The sequence below is a fragment of the Rhizobium croatiense genome, from assembly GCF_019793465.1.
GTDB classification, from domain to species: Bacteria; Pseudomonadota; Alphaproteobacteria; order Rhizobiales; family Rhizobiaceae; genus Rhizobium; species Rhizobium croatiense.
On the sequence record NZ_JAILYJ010000012.1, the window covers coordinates 106,390 to 128,225 of the forward strand.

Annotated in this window: 26 protein-coding genes; 11 read left to right on the plus strand and 15 right to left on the minus strand. The window is 63.6% G+C overall.

Annotated elements, in window-relative coordinates:
• The first annotated feature begins 98 nt into the window (after positions 1 to 98).
• The 3 genes from K6M89_RS19820 to K6M89_RS19830 all read left to right on the plus strand — a co-directional run bounded on the left by K6M89_RS19820 (position 99) and on the right by K6M89_RS19830 (position 2,044).
• On the plus strand, positions 99 to 1,004 hold the full coding sequence (locus tag K6M89_RS19820; RefSeq protein ID WP_222140649.1) for an NAD(P)/FAD-dependent oxidoreductase: 906 nt from the start codon (positions 99 to 101) through the stop codon (positions 1,002 to 1,004).
• A 209-nt stretch (positions 1,005 to 1,213) separates the two neighbouring features.
• Positions 1,214 to 1,657 carry a DUF805 domain-containing protein gene (locus K6M89_RS19825; RefSeq protein ID WP_222140650.1) on the plus strand — a complete coding sequence of 148 codons (444 nt, stop codon included), beginning with the start codon at positions 1,214 to 1,216 and terminating at the stop codon, positions 1,655 to 1,657.
• A gap of 60 nt (positions 1,658 to 1,717) precedes the next feature.
• Positions 1,718 to 2,044: a hypothetical protein gene (locus K6M89_RS19830; RefSeq protein WP_097581839.1), complete on the plus strand. Its 327-nt coding sequence runs from the start codon at positions 1,718 to 1,720 to the stop codon at positions 2,042 to 2,044.
• A gap of 310 nt (positions 2,045 to 2,354) precedes the next feature.
• Here K6M89_RS19830 and K6M89_RS19835 read toward each other — a convergent pair whose 3' ends face one another.
• Positions 2,355 to 3,233, minus strand: coding sequence for an FkbM family methyltransferase (locus K6M89_RS19835; RefSeq protein ID WP_222140651.1), 879 nt, complete (start codon positions 3,231 to 3,233; stop codon positions 2,355 to 2,357).
• Entirely contained in the window at positions 3,233 to 4,945 is a 1,713-nt protein-coding gene (locus tag K6M89_RS19840) for an adenylate/guanylate cyclase domain-containing protein (protein ID WP_222140652.1), read from the minus strand. The genes K6M89_RS19835 and K6M89_RS19840 overlap by 1 nt, the downstream gene beginning before the upstream one ends.
• A 183-nt stretch (positions 4,946 to 5,128) precedes the next feature.
• Between K6M89_RS19840 and K6M89_RS19845 the strand changes: the two genes are divergently transcribed.
• A complete protein-coding gene (locus K6M89_RS19845; protein WP_222140653.1) occupies positions 5,129 to 6,220 on the plus strand; it encodes a glycosyltransferase family 4 protein in 1,092 nt (363 codons plus the stop codon).
• Positions 6,217 to 6,969, plus strand: a complete 753-nt coding sequence (locus tag K6M89_RS19850) for a polysaccharide deacetylase family protein (RefSeq protein ID WP_222140654.1) — start codon at positions 6,217 to 6,219, stop codon at positions 6,967 to 6,969. The genes K6M89_RS19845 and K6M89_RS19850 overlap by 4 nt, the downstream gene beginning before the upstream one ends.
• On the opposite strand, the gene K6M89_RS19855 is transcribed toward K6M89_RS19850, so the two are convergent.
• The 8 genes from K6M89_RS19855 to pcaD form a co-directional block, all read right to left on the minus strand.
• Positions 6,970 to 7,866 carry an alpha/beta fold hydrolase gene (locus K6M89_RS19855; protein WP_222140655.1) on the minus strand — a complete coding sequence of 299 codons (897 nt, stop codon included), beginning with the start codon at positions 7,864 to 7,866 and terminating at the stop codon, positions 6,970 to 6,972.
• Entirely contained in the window at positions 7,863 to 8,237 is a 375-nt protein-coding gene (locus K6M89_RS19860) for a GFA family protein (protein WP_222140656.1), read from the minus strand. Before K6M89_RS19860 ends, K6M89_RS19855 begins: the two co-directional genes overlap by 4 nt.
• A 151-nt stretch (positions 8,238 to 8,388) precedes the next feature.
• Positions 8,389 to 9,219 carry an MBL fold metallo-hydrolase gene (locus K6M89_RS19865; protein ID WP_222140657.1) on the minus strand — a complete coding sequence of 277 codons (831 nt, stop codon included), beginning with the start codon at positions 9,217 to 9,219 and terminating at the stop codon, positions 8,389 to 8,391.
• Positions 9,220 to 9,533: 314 nt separating this feature from the next.
• Positions 9,534 to 10,580 (minus strand): 3-carboxy-cis,cis-muconate cycloisomerase, encoded by a 1,047-nt coding sequence (locus K6M89_RS19870; RefSeq protein ID WP_222140658.1) that lies wholly within the window; start codon positions 10,578 to 10,580, stop codon positions 9,534 to 9,536.
• A gap of 163 nt (positions 10,581 to 10,743) precedes the next feature.
• A complete protein-coding gene (pcaG, locus tag K6M89_RS19875; protein ID WP_222140659.1) occupies positions 10,744 to 11,355 on the minus strand; it encodes a protocatechuate 3,4-dioxygenase subunit alpha in 612 nt (203 codons plus the stop codon).
• Positions 11,355 to 12,104, minus strand: coding sequence for a protocatechuate 3,4-dioxygenase subunit beta (gene pcaH, locus K6M89_RS19880; protein ID WP_016736534.1), 750 nt, complete (start codon positions 12,102 to 12,104; stop codon positions 11,355 to 11,357). The genes pcaG and pcaH overlap by 1 nt, the downstream gene beginning before the upstream one ends.
• Before the next feature lie 9 nt (positions 12,105 to 12,113).
• The gene (gene pcaC / locus K6M89_RS19885; protein WP_222140660.1) at positions 12,114 to 12,512 is read right to left on the minus strand and encodes a 4-carboxymuconolactone decarboxylase; all 399 of its coding nucleotides are present in this window, start codon (positions 12,510 to 12,512) and stop codon (positions 12,114 to 12,116) included.
• Positions 12,509 to 13,318 carry a 3-oxoadipate enol-lactonase gene (pcaD, locus tag K6M89_RS19890; protein ID WP_222140661.1) on the minus strand — a complete coding sequence of 270 codons (810 nt, stop codon included), beginning with the start codon at positions 13,316 to 13,318 and terminating at the stop codon, positions 12,509 to 12,511. Before pcaD ends, pcaC begins: the two co-directional genes overlap by 4 nt.
• 338 nt (positions 13,319 to 13,656) lie before the next feature.
• On the opposite strand from pcaD, the gene pcaQ reads away from it, so the two are divergent.
• The 3 genes from pcaQ to K6M89_RS19905 all read left to right on the plus strand — a co-directional run bounded on the left by pcaQ (position 13,657) and on the right by K6M89_RS19905 (position 15,853).
• Entirely contained in the window at positions 13,657 to 14,574 is a 918-nt protein-coding gene (gene pcaQ / locus K6M89_RS19895; protein WP_222140662.1) for a pca operon transcription factor PcaQ, read from the plus strand.
• A gap of 71 nt (positions 14,575 to 14,645) precedes the next feature.
• Positions 14,646 to 15,158, plus strand: a complete 513-nt coding sequence (locus K6M89_RS19900; RefSeq protein WP_222140663.1) for an MbcA/ParS/Xre antitoxin family protein — start codon at positions 14,646 to 14,648, stop codon at positions 15,156 to 15,158.
• Positions 15,155 to 15,853: an RES family NAD+ phosphorylase gene (locus K6M89_RS19905; protein WP_222140664.1), complete on the plus strand. Its 699-nt coding sequence runs from the start codon at positions 15,155 to 15,157 to the stop codon at positions 15,851 to 15,853. The genes K6M89_RS19900 and K6M89_RS19905 overlap by 4 nt, the downstream gene beginning before the upstream one ends.
• Here K6M89_RS19905 and K6M89_RS19910 read toward each other — a convergent pair.
• A complete protein-coding gene (locus K6M89_RS19910) occupies positions 15,850 to 16,488 on the minus strand; it encodes an alpha/beta hydrolase family protein (RefSeq protein WP_097581853.1) in 639 nt (212 codons plus the stop codon). The genes K6M89_RS19905 and K6M89_RS19910 overlap by 4 nt on opposite strands.
• 69 nt (positions 16,489 to 16,557) lie before the next feature.
• Here K6M89_RS19910 and K6M89_RS19915 point away from each other — a divergent pair, with 69 nt between their 5' ends.
• The 3 genes from K6M89_RS19915 (at position 16,558) to K6M89_RS19925 (ending at position 17,919) form a co-directional block, all read left to right on the plus strand.
• Positions 16,558 to 16,740, plus strand: coding sequence for a hypothetical protein (locus K6M89_RS19915; RefSeq protein WP_097581854.1), 183 nt, complete (start codon positions 16,558 to 16,560; stop codon positions 16,738 to 16,740).
• 253 nt (positions 16,741 to 16,993) lie between these two features.
• On the plus strand, positions 16,994 to 17,206 hold the full coding sequence (locus K6M89_RS19920) for a hypothetical protein (protein WP_222140665.1): 213 nt from the start codon (positions 16,994 to 16,996) through the stop codon (positions 17,204 to 17,206).
• An 11-nt stretch (positions 17,207 to 17,217) separates the two neighbouring features.
• Positions 17,218 to 17,919, plus strand: a complete 702-nt coding sequence (locus K6M89_RS19925; RefSeq protein ID WP_097581856.1) for a DUF899 family protein — start codon at positions 17,218 to 17,220, stop codon at positions 17,917 to 17,919.
• A gap of 12 nt (positions 17,920 to 17,931) precedes the next feature.
• Here the strand turns inward: K6M89_RS19925 and K6M89_RS19930 are convergent, their stop codons facing one another.
• The 4 genes from K6M89_RS19930 to hutG all read right to left on the minus strand — a co-directional run bounded on the left by K6M89_RS19930 (position 17,932) and on the right by hutG (position 21,821).
• Positions 17,932 to 18,561 carry a J domain-containing protein gene (locus K6M89_RS19930; RefSeq protein ID WP_222140666.1) on the minus strand — a complete coding sequence of 210 codons (630 nt, stop codon included), beginning with the start codon at positions 18,559 to 18,561 and terminating at the stop codon, positions 17,932 to 17,934.
• 174 nt (positions 18,562 to 18,735) lie between these two features.
• On the minus strand, positions 18,736 to 19,311 hold the full coding sequence (locus K6M89_RS19935; protein WP_222140667.1) for a HutD/Ves family protein: 576 nt from the start codon (positions 19,309 to 19,311) through the stop codon (positions 18,736 to 18,738).
• Between the two features lie 5 nt (positions 19,312 to 19,316).
• Positions 19,317 to 20,990 (minus strand): urocanate hydratase, encoded by a 1,674-nt coding sequence (gene hutU, locus K6M89_RS19940; protein ID WP_222140668.1) that lies wholly within the window; start codon positions 20,988 to 20,990, stop codon positions 19,317 to 19,319.
• Positions 20,991 to 21,014: 24 nt separating this feature from the next.
• Positions 21,015 to 21,821: an N-formylglutamate deformylase gene (hutG, locus tag K6M89_RS19945; RefSeq protein WP_222140669.1), complete on the minus strand. Its 807-nt coding sequence runs from the start codon at positions 21,819 to 21,821 to the stop codon at positions 21,015 to 21,017.
• Between the last annotated feature and the right edge of the window lie 15 nt (positions 21,822 to 21,836).

Sequence of the window (21,836 nt, forward strand, 5' to 3'; positions counted from 1 at the left end):
AGGCCATCTGTATCAACACAAGTGACGTGACGCTTGACTGTGCTATTTCATGTAACTTATGTTGATTCATGAAAACACAACACCGAGGGAGTGACAGCATGTCTTACGAAGTCATCGTCATCGGCGGCAATTTTGCCGGCCTGTCGGCTGCCATGCAGCTTGCCCGGGCGCGGCGGCGGGTTCTGCTCGTCGATGCGGGCATGCCGCGAAACCGGTTTTCGCAGGCCGCGCACGGTTTTCTCGGTCAGGACGGCCGGGCACCGGCGGCGATCATGGAGGAGGGGAAGAGACAGCTTTCGCTTTATCCGAACATCGCGCTGCGCGACGGCAAGGTCGCCCACGCGCAGAAGGAGGATGGCGAAATCGTCATCGGCATCGAAGGCGGCGGCGAAGAACGCGCTCGCCGCCTTATTCTCGCAACCGGCGTCAGCGACACGCTTCCCGAGATTGCTGGCCTCGGCGACCGCTGGGGCCGCACGGTGCTGCACTGCCCCTATTGCCACGGCTATGAGGTAAGCGGCGGCGAGCTTGGCGTCCTTGCAAACCATCCGCACTCGGCGCATTCGGCCATGATGATCCCGGACTGGGGCGCGACCACCTTTTTCACCCAGGCGCGGTTCGAGCCTGACGACGAGCAGCTCGCGAAGCTGAGCGCCCGCGGCGTCCGCATCGAACGCAGCCCGATCGTCGAATTGCTGGGCGATACTCCGAAGATCGAGGCGGTGCGCCTCGCCGATGGCCGGATCGTGCCGCTCGACGCCATATTCGTCGCGCCGAAGACGGCGATGGCGAGCCCCATTGCCGAACAGCTCGGCTGCGCCTTCGACGACGGTATGTTCGGGCCGGTCATCCGCACCGCCGAAAACAAGGAGACCAGCGTCAAGGGCGTCTTCGCCGCCGGCGATGCCGCAAGCTCCATGCACAGCGGCACGCTCGCCTCGGCCTCCGGCGTGCTCGCCGGCGTGCATTGCCATCAGTCGCTGGTGATGCAGTCTGCCGGATAGGTGCTACGGCGGCGCCTCGGTTCACCGAAATGCGCCAGGCAGATCCCGTACCCTCACCTCGGCTCCGGCCGCGACGGGAGCGTTGTTTGAAGAATGCGGAGTTCTTGCAATCTTTGCGTTTGAATTGTAGCTGTTTCTATCGGAATATATTGGCAAGCTGGCGTAAGACGTTGCGACGCTTGCACCGAGTGGTATTTGGGGGCATTTCAATGGGATTTACTGAAGCTGTTCGAACAGTTCTGAAGCAGAAATACGCAACCTTTTCCGGCAGGGCCTCCCGCTCTGAATATTGGTGGTTCGGACTCTTCTATGTGCTGGCGCTGTTTCCGCTTGCAATTGTGGCCACTGTGCTCGCCTTCCTAACCAGCGGCGGCGGAGCCCCGTCACCGGCTCATTATACCGTGGTCATCTGGATGTTGTTCACGCTCGCAATGCTTTTGCCGCTGATATCCCTGCAGGTTCGCCGCTTCCATGATCGCAGCATTTCCGGTTGGTGCTATCTCGCGCTGTTTGCCCTGAGCTTTATTCCCTATGCCATTTTCCTCACAGCCCCTGTGACGATTGTTATTTCCCTGCTTCCGGGCACCGAAGGGCCTAACAAGTTCGGACCGGACCCGTTGAGTCCCGAAGCGCGCGCAGAGGTATTTGCCTAGAGCGTAACAATCCGCGGCGCCGGTCTGCGCTGCAGCCAATTGACTTGGGAAGGTAGTATAGTGAAGCTGCGCATATTAGGCGCTGTCGCGCTTGTTCTTTCTGCCACAGGTCAAGCTCAGGCCGACGATCGCACTGCCGGAATAGCAAGCTCCTTTCGTGCGATCACGAAAGGAGCTTGCGGTTTCAACATGACGCCAGCCTCGGCAATAAAGGCGGTAACCACTCTTGGAATGTCGGATCTTCGCGAGCCATTGCTTCCGGCGATGTTGGCAGTTTGTGCAGAGGAAATAAAAGGAAACAAAAGTAAAACCATTGAGATCCGGGTTCCCGACAACCGCAAGGTGATGCGGAAAGTCACTCTTGAAAGAGCCAAGTGGTGGCAATGACGGGGCGGTCCTCGAAGAGATCGCCAACGGCCTAAAGAAGGGCACACTCCGACCTTATCGGACTCGCAGTTCCGCTGCCGTGATAATGAAGGCGTGCCCGTGCGGCCCCTCATCCGACCCTTCGGGCCACCTTCTCCCCGCTGGGGAGAAGAGGGAACAAGGCGAGCCGACACTGCTCAAACGAACCCACTATTTTAAAGGCATTCCAATAGGGTCGATGGCCAAGCGGCATTCTCCCTCTTCTCCCTCGGGGAGAAGGTGGCCCGAAGGCTCGGATGAGGGGGCCACACGGCACAAGGTCCGCCCACCTCTACGGCAGGAACAGCACGTTGTACTGATCGATGTCCCCCGGCAGATCCCGTACCTTCATCTCCTCCTCGCGGTCCTCGAAGAGGACGAGGCAATTCTCGTAGAAGCCGGACAGCATTGTCGTGAAAGCTTTGGTTCCCTCGCGCCCATAGAACAGCGGCGTGAACTCCATGTGGAGCGGCACGCGGCGGGCAAGCAGCGGCTGCATCGAGCGGCAGGCGACCGGCTCGTAACCCTCGATATCCATCCAGACGAGGCCGATGGCGGCCGGGTCGATCGCCAGGTCGGCAAGGATTCCGGATACCGGCTTCACCGGCACGCTGATCTTCGTGTCGGTCGCACTTTGGCGGATGGCGCTGCTCTTGCCGTGATTGTTGCGATTGAGGAAAAAGTCGATCTCGCCTTGGTGCTCGCCGGCGGCGCAATTGACCAGCCGTACTTTCTCTTCCAGCCGGTTCTGGCGGATGTTGAGGGCAAGGAGCGGGAAATTGCGCGGGTCGGGCTCGATGCTGACGATCCGGGCGTAAGTTTTGCTCAAGGCGAAATAGACGGTCTGGGTGCCGATATTGCCGCCGATTTCGAGCAGCGTCGCCTCCTTTCGAAGCAGGCCGCGCTCGCGCAGGATGACGATCAGCCGGTCGACGGCGTCGCGCTCGAAATGACCCTTCCGGAAGACCTTGCGGCCGATATAGTCGGCCGGCGAAAAGGTCATCAGATGATCGCCGGCATCGACCGTCATCGAGACGACGCGCGGGCCGATATTTTCGATCAGCAGGCGGCGGCCGAAGCGGGTGTCGAAAAAGCGCGAGGCGGCGGCATTGCGCGCCTTGCGCAGGCGGCGGCTCCAATATTTGGCGGTGAGCCAGGGCTTGCCGGGCATCAGTCTTTTCCTTCGAGCGGTTCTGCCGCTTTCTCTCTCGGAATGACATAGACTTTCAAGGGTAGCGCCCGGCCGCGCACGCTGATTTCACGGCTTTCTATGCCGGAAAGGTTGGCGCCGGCGAGCTTCGCCACCGGCTCGGAGATGACGATTGCCGCTTCGAACTCCTTGGCGGCACTTTCCAGCCGGCTTGCGACGTTCACGGTATCGCCGATCGCCGTCATGCTGCGCACCCGGCCGTAGCCCATCGTGCCGACGACGGCCGGGCCGGTGTGGATGCCGATCGCGATGCGCAGCGGCAGCGCCAGCTCCTCGGCCAGTTCGGCGGCGAGTTTCTCGATCTCGCCGACGATCGTCGCAGCGGCGTTAAGCGCCTGGCGGCAAGCTTCCTCCGGCGCGGTGCCGAGGCCGAAGAGCGCCATGGCGCCGTCGCCGATGAACTTGTCGAGCCGCCCGCCCGCCTGCTCCACCGCCTTGCCGATGATGGCGAAATAGCGGTTCAGCAGGAAGACGACGTCGAAGGGCAGGCGCATTTCCGTCAGCGTGGTGAAATGGCGGATATCGACGAAGAGCACGGCGATCTCGCGTTCGCGCCCCGGGCTGGTCTCCTGGCTGTTGGCGGGAAGGGCGGTTTCGACCGCCGGCACCAGAAGCGGCGCGACCGCCACGTCGCGGTCCGGGCGCAGCTGGCAGGCGAGCCGAACGTCGGGGCCGGCATTGATGCGCTTGAGCGTCGTCTGTTCCATCTTGTCAGGCGCGGGCAGGCTTTCATAGTCGCCGAGGATCTGCACGCGGCAGGTGGAGCATTGTCCCTTGCCGCCGCAGACGGAGTAATGCGGCAGGCCGCCGAGCCGGCTTGCTTCCAGCACCGTGAAGCCGCGCGGCACGCGGATCACCTCGCCGCTCGGATAATGCACCGCCACCTGGTCGAGGCGCTCCTTCAGCCGGCGCCGGGCGCGGGCGACGACGACGAGGAGCAGCGAGGCCGAGAAAGCGCCGTAGAGCCCGGCGCGGACCGCGGCGATCCGGGCGCGAACCTCGGGGTCGTGAAGATAGTGGGCGTTGAGGTTTACCTCGTAGGGATTGGTCGTCAGCTGATAGGAGGGATCGGCAAGGGTGCGGCCCATCTCAACGAAACCGAGGATCGAGAGCACCGGCACGAGGATCGCCAGCGCCAGCAGCAGCGGCGCGGCGCCCGCATACCACGGTCGGTAGCGCAGCCAGAAATGGATGCCGATGCAGCCATGAAACCAGACGGCGATAACGCCCAGCACCTGGCGTGCGCCGTTCGCCGGGTTCTTGATCCAGAACTGCTCGACGACCGTCTCGTAATCGTCGATATAGCCATAGAGTTCATGGGCGATGCGGGTGCCGATGACATGGTCGATGAGAAGCAGCGGGATCAGCAGGCCGAGCACGATCTGCGCCGTTTCGCCCTTCGGCATGACCAGGCTGCGGCGCATGTAGATGGCGCGCAGCACCAGCCCCATATGGATCAGCACCGAGGCGTAAAACAACGCGGTGCCGGCGGGATTGCGCCAGATGGCGAGGAAAAGGTGGCGGGCCTTGTCGGCGGCGGCGAGCGAAACCAGCCCGAGCGCATGGTTCGACAAATGCAGCAGGACGAAAATGAAAATGACGAGGCCGGAACCAAGCCTCGCCCGTCTGATCGCGCGTTCCGAAAAAATCCCTGTGGCTGAGGCCGTCGTCATTCATTCCCGTTCTTGTCGATGGAACCGCAGGCCCATAGAGATTGCGAAAAAGGCGGAATTGCTTCGAGCGCGATCACATTCCATATGCTTATGCGCAAGTTTTAGGGAAAGGGACAATAGCGGAATTTTTCGCCCGGCCGCGAGCGCCGATTTGGAAACAGTCTGTCTTATGAGGGATGCCGCATGCGGGTGGCTTTCTACGCGCCGATGAAATCACCGAACCATCCGGTACCGTCGGGCGATCGGCTGATGGCGCGGCTGCTGATCCGGGCGCTGGAGCTTGCCGGGCACGCGGTCGAGGTCGTCTCCGAATTCCGCAGCTATGCCGCAACGCCGGAGGCGGCAGCCGCGCTCGAACCCGCCATCCGCGCCGAAGTTGAGCGGCTCAGGGTGAAATGGCAATCGGCGCCGCGCCCCGAGCTCTGGTTCTGCTATCATCCCTATTATAAATCGCCCGATCCCTTCGGGCCTGCGATATCGGCCGAATTCGCCATTCCCTATGTCACAGCCGAGGCCTCCTATGCGGCAAAGCGGGACGGGATCGGCTGGGCGGCGCATCAGAAGCGTGTGGGCGAGTCGGTCCTGCAGGCGGCGGTGAATATCTGCTTCACCGAGCGCGACCGGGCCGGCCTTTCCGCCGCCTTTCCGGCGGCGCGGCTCGCCAGCCTGAAGCCCTTCATCGATCCGGCGCTCTTCGAAGCGCTGCCACCCAGGCCGGATCCGCGCCGGCTGGTGACGGTGGCGATGATGCGGGCAGGGGACAAGATGGAGAGTTATGCGATGCTTGCAAAAGCATTGCGGCTGATCGAGGACAGGCCATGGAGCCTTTCCATCGCCGGCGACGGGCCGATGCGGCAGGAGGTGCAGGCGCTGTTTGCCGACTTTTCCCCGCGCGTCGAATGGTTCGGCGCGCTGGGTGCTGCCGAGATTGCCGGATTGTTGGGGCGCGGCGGTCTCTATGTCTGGCCCGGTTGCGGCGAGGCTTACGGGCTTGCCTATCTGGAGGCGCAGGCGGCCGGCCTGCCTGTGGTCGCGCAGGCAACGGCAGGCGTGCCCGCCGTCGTCGAGGCAGGCGTCACCGGTCTTTTGACGCCGGATGGAGACGTTGCCGCTTATGCCGCGGCGGTGGCCGTCCTGCTCGACGACGGTGAGAAGCGTGAGGTGATGGGGCAGGCGGCACGGCGCTTCGTGTTCGATCAGCGTTCGCTTGCGACGGCTGCGCGCGCCTTGGACGGGATTTTGCGCGAAAGCGTCGGAACAGGAGCAGGAGAATGAGCGAAGGCAAGAGCTGGGAGCCGCTGCGCCGCGAGCTTGACCGCTGGCAGGCCGCCGGCCGCGCGGCGCGGTTCTGGCTGCGCGATGACGATGCCGTCGAGCCGACGCCTGATCTGGAGACGCTGCTGACGCTGACCGGTCGGTACGACATTCCGTTGACGCTCGCCGTCATTCCCGGTCTCACCGGCGAAACATTGGCCGCGCGGCTGGCGGAGGAAGCGTCCGTCGCCATCGCGGTGCATGGCTGGTCTCACACCAATCATGCCGGGCGTGAGCGCAAAAAACAGGAACTCGGCAGCGAGCGGCCGGCGGACGTCGTTCTCGGTGAATTGCGCGACGGGTTTCGGCTGCTGCAGCGGCTGCATCCCGCCCGCTTTGTGCCGATCCTGGTGCCGCCGTGGAACCGGATCGACGCCGCCCTCATCCCTGCTTTGCCCGCTCTCGGCTTTGCAGCGCTTTCGGTCTACGGGCGGGCAAAGCGGAACGGGCCGATGCCGCTTCTCAACACCCATGTCGACATTATCGACTGGCATGGCACACGCGGCGGCCGCAGCGAAGAGGAACTGGTTGCCGAACTGGTGGCCGAGCTTGGCGACCGGTTTGCCGGCAGCGACGAGCCGATCGGTGTTCTCACCCATCATCTCGTGCATGACGCCGCCGCCTGGGACTTCCTGTCGGCCCTATTCGAGCAGACGGGCAGACACCCCGCCGTCCGCTGGTCGCCGGCGCCTGCACTTCTGCAAGCGTAATCAGGCGGCGTGAACGCGTCCCAGAAAGTCCCGCATGAGGGCGGCGACCTCGTCGAGGTGGGTCTCGAGCAGCCAGTGTCCGCCGCCGAGCAGATGCAGTTCGGCGTCCGGCAGATCGCGGAGATAGGCGCGTGCCGACTTTTCCGGCATGTAATGATCGTTCGGCCCCCAGACGATCAGGGTCGGCGGCTGGAAGTCCCTGAGATATTTGCGGTGCTCGGGAAACCAGGCGCGGTTTTCCCTGAGGCCGGCGATCAGATCGATGGCGATTTGCTTGCGCTGCGGCGTCATCAATGACCAGTGCAGCGTCCAGAGGTCCGGCGGGATAGTCTCGGCAAGAGGCGGTGGCAGGTCGTTGAGGAATTCCTCCTTGAACGTCTTCTCGCTGATCGCTTGCGCCAGCACCTTCCTCATCTCTGCGGGCGGCAGGCTCCACGTCGCCTCGATATCCGCATATTTCGGCCCGAGCGCATCCTCGTAGGGAATGTCGCCGTTCTGAATGATGAGCGCCACGACGCGCCGCGGCGCTCTGATCGCCAGCCGCGCACCGATCGGCGAGCCGAAATCATGGAGATAGAGGGCGAAGCGGCCGACATCGACCGCGCCGACGAAGGACTCCAGCCAGGCGGCGTGACCATCGAAACTGTAGTCGAAATCATCAGGGGTGCCGCTGTAGCCTGCGCCCGGGAAATCCGGAGCGATCAGGCGCCAGCGATCGGCAAGGCGCGGCATCAGATTGCGAAACTCATAGGACGAGCAGGGATAGCCGTGCGGCAGCAGCAGGACAGGCGCGTCCGGCGGACCGGCCTCGCGATAGAAAGTCTCGATGCCGGCAACTGTGATGCGGCGATGCCGGATGAGCGCGGCGACAGGAGGGTTTTCGACGTGGCCGTTCACCTGCGATCTTCCTCGTGCTGCTCGGCGCCCTCGACCGGCCGTAGCCACGGTTCGCGGCGCTTGATCCAGAGTTCGTAACGCGGCACGAGCGGCGTCGGGGCTTCGGACAGGATGCCGAGCTTGATTTCCGCCTCTTCGTCATCGGCGGAAAACAGCCGCGAGCCGCAGCCGGTGCAAAAACGCCGGCCGTGGAACTCGCCGGTTTCTCCGGAATATTCGAACTGGGCGGCGGGCCAGATTCCATAGAAGGTGAAGGCCGAGCCGCTCTCCTTCCTGCAATCGGTGCAATGACAAATACCGACGCGCGAGGGTTCGCCTCGAACAGAAAGCTGCACCTGCCCGCAAAGGCATTGTCCTGATAACACGGTCATGGCTGATCCCCGCTTCATCGATCTTGCGCTGCCGGGGAAACGGTCGGGCCCGGCTACTGTTCCGTCAGGAAAGCGCAGGCGCGCGGGCGGCGAAGGACCAAGGCGTCTTCACCTTGCCTTCGCGCCGACAAAGGAGCGGTTCGGCAGCGGTTCAGATCACCACGGTCTGATTGTCGCGCGCAGCGAAGGCGCCGGGGAAGGCGGCCTCGGCCTGCGCTTCCATCTGCGCCAGCTGCTCGTCCGTGCGGGAGGGGGCGTGGTGGAACAGGGCGAAGCGCTTGGCGCCGGCCATTTTTGCGAGCTCGGTGCCGTGTTGCCAGGTCGAATGGCCAAAGCCCTTGAAACGCTGCATCTCGTCTTCATTGTAGGTGCAGTCGTAGACGACGAGATCGGCGTCGCGCATCATTTCCAGCGAGACCGGATCGTAAGCGCCGGGGATATGCTCGATGTCGTAGATCAGAGCGATCGAACGGCCCTGCCACTCGATGCGATAGCCGATGGCGCCGCCCGGATGGTTCAGCGTGAAGGTCCTGATTCCGATGCCGTCATGCGGGGTCAGAACCTGACCGGCATGGAAATCGCGGAAATTCATCGTCGCCTGACAGATGTCGGTCTTGACGGGGAACCAGGGCGGGCTGATGAACTGCTCGACCATTTCCCGTGTGCTCATCTTGCCGTCGAGATGGCCCGACCAGATGTTGACGTTGATCGAGGGATAGTAGATCGCCTTGAAGAAGGGCAGGCCGATGATGTGGTCGTAATGGCAGTGGCTGAAGAAGAGATCGACGTCGCTGACGCCGTCGGCGAGCAACGACAGCCCGGCCTCGCGTAGGCCGGAGCCTGCGTCAAAAAGCATCCGATGGTTTCCGCAGCGAATTTCGATGCAGGACGTGTTACCGCCGTAGCGGTCGAATTCGGGGCCCGATACGGGAATGCTGCCGCGGACGCCCCAAAATTTTATCTGAAACTGTTCTGTCGTCATCGTTTTTCAAACCGGCCTTCCCGCTTCGCCATCGTACTCATAGTTTATCCCGATGCGAAGCAGCAGAATTCCACGGGTTGCCTGCGCCCCCTTTCATTCTCCTCACCGCTAGCGGAAGAAGAAGTAGATTTTCCTAAGCAATCGGCTTTCGCGTCGGAAAGCAACCCAGTATGGTTGGTTTTCGGTAAATGAGCAGCTCGAGGCGGGCGTTTTCCGCAAGTCATGCCTATTAGATGGTTGCGCGCGATCGCAAAAACAATTGCCGCGCCGGGCGACAGAATACTCGCCCTATGCTGGCTGTTGCTGATGCGGCGTTACGCAGTTCCGAGTCTCTTGATATTTCCTATGAGTTCTCCGGCGAGCCGCAGCGAGGCGGCCGTTGCCACGGCCATTTGCGGCAGCAGCAGCCATTCGAGCGTCCAGGCGGCACCCGAGCGTTCCTGTTCATGGACGAGCGACTGGTGGATGCCGGAGAGCGCCGTGGCGTTGAAGCGGGCGAGCGAGACCAGGACTTCGGCGGCGACGGGGTTCTGTTTGTGGGCCATCGCCGAAGAAGTGCCGCCGCCTGTAATTTCGATCTCGCGGCACGCCTGGGCGAGCAGGGCGATATCCTGGCCGATCTTGCCGAGGCTGCCCGAGATCGACGCGAACAGGCCTGATATATCGGCGATCACGAGGCGCGTGCTTTGCCATTGGCTGACGTCGGCGAGGCCGAGCTCCTGGGCGAGCGAGGCGCGCACGGCTGCGGCCTGCGGCCCGAGCTTGTCGAGGGTGCCGGCGGCGCCGCCGAACTGAATGGGGAAATTCTGCTCGGTCAAGCGGTCGCGATAGGTTGTCAGCGGCGCGCGCCAGGCGGCGAGACGGTCGGCGGCGGTGATCGGGATCGCCGCCTGCATACGGGTATGGCCCATCAGACTATTGCCGCCGAACTGGCGCTCGAGCGCATCGAGGCCGGAGACGATGGCGGACAGCCGGCCGGCAAACAGGAAAACCACCGCCTTCAGCCGGATCATCAGGCTGGTGTCGATGACATCCTGGCTGGTGGCGCCGAGATGCAGGTTTTTGGCCGCTTCCTCGCCGACCGCTGCGCGTAGCTGCTTGATGAAATCGGGGACGACGACGCCATCGCGCGCCGTTGCCGCGCGAAGACTGGCGAGATCGGGAGAAAAGCCGGCGCAGGTTTCGGCGATCCTTCTTGCCGCTTCTGCGGGAATGAGGGCGCGATCGGCTTCGGCCTTGGCGAGCGCGGCCTCGAAGGCGGCCATGGCGCGGAGATCGGCTTCGGCGGAAAAATAGGATGCGATTTCATCGTCGCCGACGAGGCCGGAGAGGAAGGGGTGGTCGAAGGGCGATGCGGTCATGGTCTGCTCGTTTTTGGCTGTGGCCCCCTCATCCGGCTGCCGTCCTTCGGACCCCCGAGGGGAGAAGGGATTTGGGGCACTGTTCCCCTCTCCCCCACGGGGAGAGGGTAGGGTGAGGGGGCTACTTGCACCGAACCTCATGGATAAGCAATTCGCGAGCCTCTCAAATATCCAAAAACACCGTTTCGTCAGGACCCTGCAAACGGATGTCAAAATGACACGTCGCACCGTCGCGGGTGGCGATCATCGTGGCGACGCGTTCGCGATGTTCGATGCGCGAAAGCAGCGGATCGGCGGCGTTGGCCTCGGCTTCCTCGGGGAAATACATGCGCGTCTGCAGGCCGATATTGATGCCGCGGGCGACGATCCAGACGGTGATGTGCGGGGCTTGTCTGCGGCCGTCCTTGAAGGGGACACGGCCGGGCTTGATGGTCTCGAAGCTGTAGGCGCCGTCCTCGGCGCGGGTCGGGCAGCGGCCCCAGCCGGTGAAATTCGGGTCGGCGGCGCCGCGCATTTCCGAGGGGCTGTTGTAGAGGCCGGCGCTGTCGGCCTGCCAAATCTCGACGACGGCGTCGCGCACCAGGGCGCCGGCACCGTCGAAGATGCGGCCGGTGACGGTGATGCGTTCGCCGAGCGTCTTGTCGTTGACCATCGCCACGCCGAGATCGCTGTCGTAAACGCCCGTTATGTCGCAGAAATTCGGCGTCAGGCCGATATGGACGTAGGGACCCGCCGTCTGTGACGGGGTTTCCTTGAGATAGCCGAGTTGCTGCATCAATTGCCCTCCAGCCTGTTTTCGAACATCGTCGAGCGGCGGCCGCGCAGCACGATATCGAATTTATAGGCGCGTGAATCCATCGGGATGGTGTTGCCCCAGTCGAGCGGCGCGATCAGCTGCTCGATTGCCGCCTTGTCGGGGATGGTGCCGACGATCGGACATTTCCAGATCATCGGGTCGCCCTCGAAATACATCTGGGTGATCAGCCGCTGAGCAAAGCCGTGGCCGAAGATCGAGAAGTGGATATGGGCGGGACGCCAGTCGTTGACGCCGTTCGGCCAGGGATAGGCGCCGGGCCGCACTGTGCGGAAATGGTAGCGGCCTTCCTCATCAGTGATGGCGCGGCCGCAGCCGCCGAAATTCGGGTCGATCGCCGCCAGATAGCTTTCCTTCTTGTGGCGATAGCGCCCGCCGGCATTGGCCTGCCAGAACTCGACGAGGGCGCCGGCAACCGGCTTTGCCCGCTCGTCGAGCACGCGGCCGTGGACGATAATGCGTTCGCCAATGGCGCTTTCGCCGGGGCGCGCATAATTCAGGATCAGGTCGTTGTCGAGCTCGCCGATCATCGAATGGCCGAAGACCGGACCTGTCGTTTCGGAGATCGTGCCGTCGAGCGACAGCAGGGCGCGCTGCGGCGCGCGCAGCACCGACGTCTTGTAGCCGGGCGTCAGCGCCGGCGCATGCCAGGCGCGGTCGCGGGCGAAGAAGGCGCCGGTTTCCGGCTTGCGATTGACCAATTCGGACATGTTTCCCCCTCAGGCCGCCTTTTCGGCGTCCATGTGTGCAAAGGTCTGCTTGGCGATCTTGATCGCATGGTTGGCGGCGGGAACGCCGGCATAGATCGCCACATGCAGGAGCGCCTCGCAGATATCCTCGCGGGTCGCTCCGGTATTGGCGGTGGCGCGCACATGCATGGCGACCTCATCGTCCTGGCCGAGCGCCGCCAGCAGCGCGATGGTGACGATCGAGCGCTCGCGCTTGGTCAGGACAGGACGTGACCAGACATGGCCCCAGGCCGCTTCGGTGATCAGCTCCTGAAAGGGGCGGTCGAACTCCGTGGAGATCGCGGCGGCACGGTCGACATGGGCATCGCCGAGCACGGCACGGCGGGTCGCCATGCCCTGCCGGTATCGTTCGGAGGGGGTCTCGTTCATGGGCTGCTTTCTCCAGGCGAAATCGATGTGAGGAAGGCGCGGATGATCGCCGTCAGCGCTTCCGGCTGCTCGACGCAGGGAATGTGGGCGCAGTCCGGGATGACCTCGTAACGGGCGCCCGGGATCAGCTTGGCGGTCGCAAGCACGAGATCGGGCGGCGTCGAGCCGTCCTGGTCGCCGACGATGCAGATGGTCGGGACCGCGATCCTCTTGGCCGCCTCGGTGAAATCGGCATCGCGGATCGCTTCGCAGGCGGCGATATAACCTTCGACCGGCTGGCGCGTCAGCATGTTGCAATAGCCCGAATAGGCGGTGTTTTCGGGCCGGCGGAAGGCGGGCGTGAACCAGCGCTCCATGATGGTGTCGACGATGCTGCCGATGCCGTTTTTCTCGACCGCGGCGATGCGGGCATTCCAGCTTTCCGCTGTGCCGATCTTGGGGGCGGTGTCGCTGAGGATGAGGGCGCGCACGAGATCCGGCCGGCGCTGATAGAGCGACTGGGCAATGAGGCCGCCGACGGAGAGGCCGTAAATGACGGCGTCTCTCACCGAGAGCAGATCGAGCAGGCCGGCGAGATCGGTCGCATGGTCCTCGATCGATGCGGGGAGCTGGCCGATATCGGAAAGACCGTGGCCGCGCTTGTCGTAAAGAATGATGGCGAAGTCGCCGGCAAGCCGCACCACGACGTCGCGCCAGATGCGGAAATCCGTTCCAAGCGAATTGATGAAGATGATCACCGGCCGGTCGGCAGGCGCGCCGATAACCTGATAATGGATCGTTACGTCGTTTATGCGGGCGAATTGCACGTCACGTCCTCATCAAGTTAGCTCAGCCGAGGGGCCGGCATCGTTTGGTTTCGCTGGCGTTTCGATACGAATACCCACGCCGAGAATGGCTCCGTCGGTCTCTCCACCCTCCGTCATGCTCGGGCTTGAGCCGAGCATCCACACGGCATCCACCAATTAACCGCGCCATGGATCCTCGGGTCAAGCCCGAGGATGACGGAGAGTGGGGCAGCGTCTCGCCAAAGTCACTCGCCGTCCCATCCAATCGCACATACTCCTAACGGTGAAAGTGGATGGTTGATCCGGTTAAGTAAAATGATATTTTCTGGCTTTTCGATAACCGAGGAGTTATGTGATCGATGATCGACAGCCGCATCAAGTTTCGCCATCTCCAGACCTTTGTCGAGGTGGCGCGGCAGAAGAGCGTGATGAAGGCGGCCGAATTGCTGCATGTCAGCCAGCCGGCGGTGACGAAGACGATCCGTGAACTGGAGCAGGTGCTGGGCGTCGACGTCTTCGAGCGCGATGGCCGCGGCATCAAGATCACCCGCTACGGCGAGGTTTTCCTGCGGCATGCCGGGGCGGCGCTGACCGCGCTGCGCCAGGGTCTTGATTCCGTGTCGCAGGAACAGTTCGCCGACGCGCCGCCGATCCGCATCGGCGCCCTGCCGACGGTCTCATCGCGCATCATGCCGCGGGCGATGGAACTTTTTCTCAAGGAGAAGACGTGGAGCGGGGTGAAGATCGTCACCGGTGAGAACGCGGTGCTCTTGGAAGAGCTTCGCGTCGGCGACCTCGATCTGGTCGTCGGGCGCCTGGCCGGCGCCGAAAAGATGGCCGGCTTTTCCTTCGAGCATCTTTATTCCGAACAGGTGGTGTTTGCCGTGCGCGCCGGCCATCCGCTGCTTGACGGCCGGCAGTCGCTGTTCTCAGCCTTCGCGGACTATACGGTGCTGATGCCGACGCGCGGTTCGATCATCCGGCCGGTTGTCGAAAATTTCCTCATCGCCAACGGCGTCTCCAGCCTGCCGAACCAGATCGAGACGGTATCGGATGCCTTCGGCCGCGCTTTCCTCAGGGCAAGCGATGCGATCTGGATCATTTCCAACGGCGTCGTGGCCGGCGATGTCGCCGATGGGCGGCTGGCGCTTCTGCCGGTCGATACCGGCGAGACCAAGGGGCCGGTCGGGCTGACGATGCGCGCCGATGCCGTGCCGTCCGCACCGCAATCGATCCTGATGCAAACGATCCGTGAGGCGGCGCGGGAGCTTTCCTGAACTTCCCTCTCCAAATTCACTTGCTGAATGCCCAGATCTAGACTAAATCTAGTTCAGGACAGGAGAACCCGATGCAGCAGGCGCGACGCAGGGAGCAGGAGCCGGAACGGCTGGAAACGGAGCGGTTTGCGCCGGCAAACCGACGGCGGCTGAGCCCGCCGGCTTTGCGGACCTTTCTGGCGATCGCCGATCTCTGGGGTTTGAGCGAAGAGCAGCGCCTGCTCGTGCTCGGCTACCCCTCCCGCTCGACCTACCACAGCTGGGCCAAGCAGGCGCGCGAGCACGGGGCCTTCACGCTCGATGTCGATACGCTGACCCGGATCTCCGCCGTGCTCGGCATCCATCAGGCGCTCGGCGTGCTGTTTTCCGACGAGCGCGCCGGCGTCGCCTGGCTGCGCATGCCGCATCAGGCGCCGGTTTTCGGCGGCCATCCGCCGCTCGACATCGTCACCAACGGGACCCAGGACGGGTTGATGACCGTGCGCCGGTTCCTCGATGGCGCCCGCGGCGGCCTCTACATGCCGCCGAACAGGCTCGACGAGGCCTTCACGCCGTACGAAGACGCGGACATCGTCTTCCGGTGAGCGAGCGTTTTGCCGAGGCGCCGCGGCCGTCCTACCGGCTGATCCCATCGCAATTTCCGCCGATCGGACTTTTCGAGACGGTGACGCGGGCGGCTGATCTCGAAGCCGTGATGGAACTGGTCGGCTGGACCAACGATCGCCTCGTCGCCGACCGCATCCAGCGGCTTGCGAGGGATGAATGGGTTTACGGTAGTCCGAATGCCAGCATCGTGATGGCGGCGTTCCTGCATGTCGCGCCGGGCGGCATGCGTTTCAACGGCCCCGATCTCGGCGCCTGGTATGCCGCCGACAATCTGAAGACAGCCGCCGCCGAGGTCGGCCATCACCTCCGGCGCGAGGCTGTCGCCCGCGGCGTGGCGACGATGGCGCGCACCTACCGAAGCTATGCGGCCGCTCTGATCGGCGACTATCTCGATATTCGCGGCGAGCAGACATTGCGGCCCGATGTCTATGACGGCGCGAGCTATGCGGTCTCGCAGCTGCTGGGCGAACAGGTGCGTTCGAGCGGCGGAGCCGGCATCCTCTATGACAGTGTGCGGCTGCGAGGCGGGGTGAATATCGCCGCGCATCGGCCACGCAACATTCGCGATGTGCTGCAGGCCGATCACTTCGAAATCACCGTTTTCGCGGCCGACCGGCGCATCGACGTCAGGAAGCTTGCAAGCCGGCGACGGCAGCCGAAAGCCGGCGCTTAAACCGGCAACCGCTCGGCCCAGGCCTTGACCGCCTGCGCCATCGTGGCGAGGTGATCGGCAGCCGAGAAGCCGGAGATTTTCTTGCGCGGCTTCAGGTCGTGGTCGCCGTCCTCGAGCCAGAGGATTTCGATCCGGTCGGAGAGATCGTAGCCCGGCACCTCGTCCCGCGTGCCGAATTCGTCGCGCGTTCCCTGGCAGATCAGCGCGGGCGTCGCCAACCCCTTGAGATGGCCGGTGCGCAGCTTGTCCGGCTGGCCGGGCGGATGGAAGGGATAACCGAGGCAGAGCAGGCCGGCGATCTTCCCCTTGTCATGGAGATCGTCGGCGACCATGCTGGCGACCCGGCCGCCCATCGACTTGCCGCCGATGATGAGGGGGCCCTCTGCGCCGAGCCCGGCAATCGCCGCCTCATATTCGGGATTGAGCGTTTCGGCGCGCGGCGGCGGCTTGCGGATTCCGCTACGGCGGGCAGCCATATAGGCGAATTCAAAGCGGGCGACGCGGAAACCGACATCGGCAAGCGCTTCCGCCGCGGCCGTCATCGACGCCGAATCCATCGGCGCGCCGGCGCCATGCGCAAGCAGGATGGTGAAGCGCGCATCCTCGGGGCCCTGCAGCAGAAACCTGTCAAACATCGGCAATCCTCCATCCGCCGTCGGAACCATGTCGACGGCCGTGACTTGTTCCTGGAAAGGAGACAGACAATGTCAACGAACGACGAAAACGTAAAGCCGGAGCAGCGCCGTCCCAAGGATGTCGCCGCCGTTCCCGAGAAACCTGAGCCCGCCGACTCCGAATCGAAGGCGCCGCCAGCCGTGCAGCCGGCCGGAGAAGGGGACAAAAGCGAACGGCCGGTGGTCAACCCCGTGACCGGCGTCGCCTTTTAGGGGATCGCAAAATTATCATGCAGATCCGCCCTTGAAACCGCGACCCAAAGGGCGCATATACCAGCCCTGCCTGAAAAACGGATGCCCGGGGTATCGACGTCGTCGAACCCTTTGCTGTCCGACAGGATAAGGGCGCTCCCCGCAAGGGTCGAGCGCCCTTTTTGCTTTCGGACATTCACGAGGCCTCGCTTCGAAGCTGGGCGATCTTGAGGAACTCCCACCAAAATCTATATAGCACTTCGGAATCCCGAAATTGGCTGCTGGACTGAAATCATTGCATATTTTTCCGCCGCGGCGGGGCAAAAAAGCCCGCGCATTTCGGAATCCCGAAGCGAGCGAATTTCGGGATTCCGAAGTGGGATATTTTATTCCGGTGCTTTTTTGCGCCGTGCTGTCGATTTTCGCATCCGCCGATCGTCATCTTAACGATGTGCTGCAGGTCAGCAACGTTCTCAGGCAATTGTAGGAGATATGACTATGAATAATCAGAATCTCGTCCCCGCCGCCGTGCTTGCGGCAAGGAACGGCGTCCATTTCCCCAACGAGAGCGAGGAATATCGCATCGCCCGCGATGCGCTGCTCGCCGAAGAGATCGAATTGCGCCGCCACATCGAGCGCGTGGCGAGACAGCGCCGGGCACTGCCGCCGGGCGGCGCGGTGACGAAAGACTACCGCTTCGAAGGCGCCGGAGGGCCAATAAGCTTCAGCGAGCTCTTCGCCGACAAGGACACGCTCGTCGTCTACAGTTACATGTACGGGCGTGAACGCGAGCGCCCGTGTCCGATGTGCACCTCGCTGCTGTCGGCCTGGGATGGCGAAGTACCCGATATGCAGCAGCGCGTGGCGCTTGCCGTCGTCGCCCGCTCGCCGATCGAAAGGCTGCTCGCTTTCAAGAAGGAGCGCGGCTGGCACCACCTGCCGCTCTATTCGGATATGACCGATGAATACAGCCGCGATTATCACGCGATCGGCAGGGATGGCAGCGATGGCGCCGCCTTCAATGTCTTCACGCGGCGCGACGGTACCATCCGCCATTTCTGGAGCGAGGAGATGGGCGAGGTGACGGCCGATCCGGGCGAGGATCCGCGTGGCGCGCCCGATCTGATGCCGCTCTGGACCGTGCTCGATGCCACGCCCGAAGGCCGGGCGCCGGACTGGTATCCGAAGCTGTCCTATTGAGGCTGCAGGCCGTCAGCCGGCGGAGCGGTTTCTCGACGCCTCGGCCCATTCGATGTTGGTGACCGTGGCCTCCGGCAGCGGCGTCGGGTCGATATCGTAGACGTAGCCGCTCAGCATGTCGGCGGCGCGTTCCGTCGCCTTGATCTTCGCTTCGGTTTCGGCCACCGCCTTGCCGATCGCCTCGATACGGGCGCGGAACATATGGGCGAGCACATCGCGGCCGGACTGTTTGGCGAGTCGCTCCAGATGCAGCCCGATGCGCGAGGCATGGCGTTCCAATTCGCTCTTGCTGAACCGCGCTTTCCGCAGTTCCTCCGAAAGGCTGTCATGCATGACGGCGACGGGATCGAAACTTCCCGGCGCCCGCTCGTCGAGCACCGCATCGGTGACAAGCTTCTCGATCATGACAAGCGCCTGCAATTCGGCGGCGTCGGCGAATTCGACGTCGTAGCCGGTATCGTCGTAAACCTTGCGGCGGACCGGATCGAGAAGCAGCGCATAGGCCTTCTGCAGATTGTCGAAGGCTTGCGAATCGCCGCCCGAATCCGGGTGGGCGACCTTCGCGAGCTTGCGATAGGCTGCCTTCAATTGCGCTTCGTCCGCATCGCGTTCAACGCCGAGAATATCGTATGGATCCGTCACGCCTGCTCCCCTGCTGCCCTGGTCTCGCGGGCAGTCTAGGTCTTCTTCTGCATCAGAAAGGCGAAGTTTAGACCGAAAGCACGAATGACGTCCATGGCCCGACATGGAAATAGCCGATGCTAAGGCCTGGACCATTCCGTGATTATCAAATCTTTCCAAGCCGTTGCGTCAGGATCAGCGTGCGGCGATCGAGACGAGATAACATTCGGCTTGACCGTCGATTTCAAGCACGCTTTCCCTCGCATTCTCGATCAGCAGCGCATCGCCGGCCGCGAGCGCGCCGGTCTCGTCGCCCTGCCGGAACGACAGGGTGCCGCGGCGGCAGAGCAGCAGGCATGTCGATGACGTCAGCGGCACGGTCTTGCCGCCGGCGATTTCGATGCGGACGAGCCTATGGGCAAGCCCGTCGCGGCGGGTCATGACGTTGAGATCGGTGATCGCGCCGTCCTGCAGTCTGGCCGTGACCGGGATATCCGCCGGGAAGGCCAGCGGGTCGCTCGCCACCGTCAGCAGCACCGGCGTGCTGCCTTCGATGTCGAGCACCATGCCGTTGCCGTCGAGGATCGCCAGCGTGCGGTCTATGCCGGGAAAGCTCGAGAACGGTCCGTCGGCTGCGACGGTCGCCATGCTGACGCGCCAGTCGAAACCGGCAAGGCCGGCCTCTTCGGGCGAAACGGCGATCTCCACCGTTTCGCCGCCACCGTTTTTCCACGGCATGCGCCTATGATCGCCGGCACGCAGGATCCGCATGAGGCTCAGTTCCCGAGAATGCCGGGCAGGCGCAGGCCCTTTTCCCTCGCGCAGTCGAGGGCGATGTCGTAGCCGGCATCGGCGTGACGCATGACGCCGGTCGCCGGGTCGTTCCAGAGCACGCGCTCGAGACGCTTGGCCGCATCATCGGTGCCATCGGCGCAGATGACGACGCCCGAATGCTGGGAGAAGCCCATGCCGACGCCGCCGCCGTGATGCAGCGACACCCAGGTGGCGCCCGAGGCGGTGTTGAGCAAAGCGTTCAGCAGCGGCCAGTCGGAGACGGCGTCCGAGCCGTCCTTCATCGCTTCGGTTTCGCGGTTCGGCGAGGCGACCGAACCGGAGTCGAGGTGGTCGCGGCCGATGACGATCGGGGCCGAAAGCTCGCCATTCCTGACCATTTCATTGAAGGCCAGAGCCAGGCGGTGACGGTCGCCGAGGCCGACCCAGCAGATGCGCGCCGGCAGGCCCTGGAAGGCGATGCGCTCCCTGGCCATATCGAGCCAGTTGTGCAGGTGCTTGTTGTCGGGCAGCAGTTCCTTCACCTTGGCGTCGGTCTTGTAGATATCCTCGGGATTGCCCGACAGGGCCGCCCAGCGGAAGGGGCCGATGCCGCGGCAGAACAGCGGCCGGATATAGGCCGGCACGAAGCCCGGGAAGGCGAAGGCGTTTTCGAGGCCTTCGTCCTTGGCGACCTGGCGGATATTGTTGCCGTAGTCGAGCGTCGGAATGCCGGCATCCCAGAAGGCGATCATCGCCTCGACATGCTCGCGCATCGAGGCGCGCGCCGCCTTTTCGACAGCCTTCGGATCGCTCTCGCGCTTTGCCTTCCACTCGGCCATCGTCCAGCCCTTCGGCAGGTAGCCGTTGATCGGGTCGTGGGCCGAGGTCTGGTCGGTGACGATATCGGGGCGGATGCCGCGGCGGACCATTTCCGGCAGGATTTCGGCGGCATTGCCGAGCAGGCCGACGGATTTCGCTTCGCCTGATTTGGTCCAGCGGTCGATCATGTCGAGCGCCTCATCGAGCGTCTCGGCCTTGGCGTCGAGATAGCGGGTGCGCAGGCGGAAATCGATCGAATCGGGATTGCATTCGACGGCGAGGCAGCACGCGCCGGCCATGACGGCGGCGAGCGGCTGGGCGCCGCCCATGCCGCCGAGGCCGCCGGTCAGGATCCACTTGCCCTTGAGATTGCCGCCATAGTGCTGGCGGCCGGCCTCGACGAAGGTCTCGTAGGTGCCCTGCACGATGCCCTGCGTGCCGATATAGATCCAGGAGCCGGCCGTCATCTGGCCGTACATGGCAAGGCCCTTCTTATCCAGCTCGTTGAAATGATCCCAGGTCGCCCAATGCGGCACGAGGTTGGAGTTGGCGATCAGTACCCGCGGCGCATCCTTGTGGGTGCGGAAGACGCCGACCGGCTTGCCGGATTGCACCAGCAGCGTCTCTTCTTCCGTGAGCGTCTTCAGCGTCGCGACGATGCGGTCGAAATCCTCCCAGGTGCGGGCGGCGCGGCCGATGCCGCCGTAAACGACGAGTTCGTTCGGATTTTCCGCGACATCGGGATCGAGATTGTTCATCAGCATGCGCAGCGGCGCTTCGGTCATCCAGCTCTTGGCATTGAGCTCGTTGCCGCGGGGTGCGCGGATTTCGCGGATGTTATGGCGTGGATTGCTCATGGCGGTTCCCCTGTCGAGTGATCGTTATCGTTTCAGGCCCGGCGCGATCTGTTCGATGCGCACCAGAATGTCTCTAAGATGGACGCGAAGCCGGTCCGCCTTCGCGGTGTCATAGGCAAAGGGCGGTGCCTCGGTCTGGAGATGAGTCGACTGCGCGAGCTCCATCTGGATCGCATGCACGCCGGTTTCCGGCCGGCCATAATGACGGGTCGTCCAGCCGCCCTTGAAGCGGCCGTTGAGCACGCTGTCATAGCCTTCAGCGGCTTCGACGACGGTGAGCGTTGCCTGCTCGATGGCGCCGTCGCAGGTCCTGCCCATATCGGTGCCGATATTGAAATCGGGCAGCTTGCCTTCGAAGAGGAAGGGAATTTGCGAGCGGATCGAGTGGCAATCATAGAGGATGGCGACGCCATGGATTGCTCTGACGCGCTCGATCTCGGCGGCAAGGGCCGCGTGATAGGGCGCATGAAAATCCCTGAGCCGCGCCGCGATATCGGCAGCATCGGGCGCCTGCCCATCCTTCCAGATCGCCTTGCCGTCGAAATCCGTTTCCGGAACAAGGCCGGTGGTGTTCTGGCCGGGATAGAGGCTGACGCCGGCGGGGTCGCGGTTGGCGTCGATCACGTAGCGGTGGAAGGTGGCGCGTACCGTCGTCGCGTCATCGAGCAGTCCGTCATAGAGCCGGTGAATGTGCCAGTCGGTATCGGCGAGGATCAGGCCGTTGTCGTTGAGGCGGTCGTAAATCGCCGGCGGCACGTCGGTGCCGGTATGGGGGAAGGCGAGGATGACGGGGGAGGTGCCCTGGTGGATTTCGAAGACGGGGGTGCTCATGGCAAAAACCCCTCC